The organism is Campylobacter concisus, assembly GCF_902460595.1.
GTDB classification, from domain to species: Bacteria; Campylobacterota; Campylobacteria; order Campylobacterales; family Campylobacteraceae; genus Campylobacter_A; species Campylobacter_A concisus_BL.
The window spans coordinates 1-1,491 of sequence record NZ_CABPVA010000033.1 but is presented as its reverse complement, the minus strand read 5'-3'; the positions used below and the strand labels follow the sequence as shown (position 1 = coordinate 1,491).

The 1,491-nt window shown below is 29.1% G+C and carries 2 protein-coding genes; both read left to right on the top strand.

Annotated elements, in window-relative coordinates; all coding sequences use genetic code 11:
* Positions 1-679, top strand: a 679-nt coding sequence (locus tag F3G86_RS10155) for a ribonuclease domain-containing protein (protein WP_223228596.1), incomplete at its 5' end; no start/stop codon positions are given.
* Complete coding sequence (locus F3G86_RS10150; protein WP_149723778.1) at positions 676-1,137, top strand: serine hydroxymethyltransferase; 462 nt, start codon at positions 676-678, stop codon at positions 1,135-1,137. The genes F3G86_RS10155 and F3G86_RS10150, both read left to right, overlap by 4 nt.
* The last annotated feature ends 354 nt before the right edge of the window (positions 1,138-1,491 follow it).

Sequence of the window (1,491 nt, the reverse complement as noted above, 5' to 3'; positions counted from 1 at the left end):
TTATTATCTAGTAAGTAACCCAAAAGAATTTGTCAATGTGTTAGCTAATATCCCAAATATACCAAGTGAAATAAAAGAAGGTATAGACAAAGGCGAACTAGATATAGTATTAGGCGACTATGAGAGTGTAACTGCAAGGGATACTGAATTTATAGCTGGACTTACTGGCTCTAGTGCTATTACAAACAAAGTTGGAAAAGCAGTTTGGGATAGGTTTGGTAATATTGCTTTAAAGCCTATTGACGATATTGTTGATAGTTTTTCGAAATATCATATAAATAATACCTTGAGTGGTTTAGACGATTTTTCAAAAAATATACCAAACATTGGCAATATTCCAAATAGAGAACTTGCACAAAATATCAATAAAGCAGTGCAAGATATTATTAAGGAACCTATAAAAACAAATACACAACTTAAAAAACATAATGGCTCTATCTATAACAATTATGAAAATTTATTACCATCTATATCTAACGGAAAAGAAATACAATATAGAGAATACAGGGTGGAACCAGTAGATAAAGCAAAAAATGTTCATAGAATAGTAGTGGGAAGTGACGGAACATATTATTACTCAAACAACCATTATGGACAAAATGGAAATGGTATCCCTTTTTATAGAGTTGGTGTATTGCCAAAAGAAACGATAAATAAAATGTTTGGAGGTATTAAATGATAGAAGTTAGAGTTGATTTTGATGAAATTGATAATATTAGAGAATTGGACTATGCTTATGGCAATCGTATTCCAGAAAATATAAAAGAAAAGATGCTATATTTTTTATCGCTAAAATTAAATTTACCTCCAACTCATAATTGGGATACATTTAAAGAATTCTATCAATATTTACATTTTAAGGAATTGCAAGAATTTAAACCAGAAGACGGTTGGGCTAGCTATGATGAATTTTTAATGATAAAAGAAGAAGATAATAAATGTGGAGTTAAAAATAAACAAGGCGTTAGGGATAATTTAAAGTTAATTTTTATAAATTTTAATAAATTTTACAAAGAACATCACGAATTAGCAAATAAATTATTGAATTTCATCAGCGATGTGAAAAGTGAAATGTTAAATTACTGTGATAAAAATAATAATGATTTTTTAAATATTACAGTAGTTATCGAAAGCTAAAAGATGAAAATAACTCAAAATGGGCAATTGAAGTTAGAAATTTTGAAGGTGTAAAAACGGAGTCAAATTAAAATTCAAATCATTGCTTGATCTATAGTAGTTTGAAAATGGCTACAATGTAGAGGCTAGCTCTCATGCTTCTAAAAAGAGCAAAATATCTTTAAATCCAAATGCCTTTTATAAGAGTAGCTTTGATCTTGTTGCAAATGGCAGCAATAAGGCAGTTTATAGCACTATAGATTCAGGAAGTGATATAAATTTAAATGCCAAAAGTGCTCTTAGCCTAAAAGGTGCAAACCTAAACTCTGGTAGTGACATAAATTTAAACGCAGAGCTTGTAGCTATATCAAACAC

Coding starts and splice junctions, on each gene's coding strand:
- F3G86_RS10150 (WP_149723778.1), top strand. CDS start 676: ATGATAGAAGTTAGAGTTGATTTTGATGAAATTGATAATATTAGAGAA.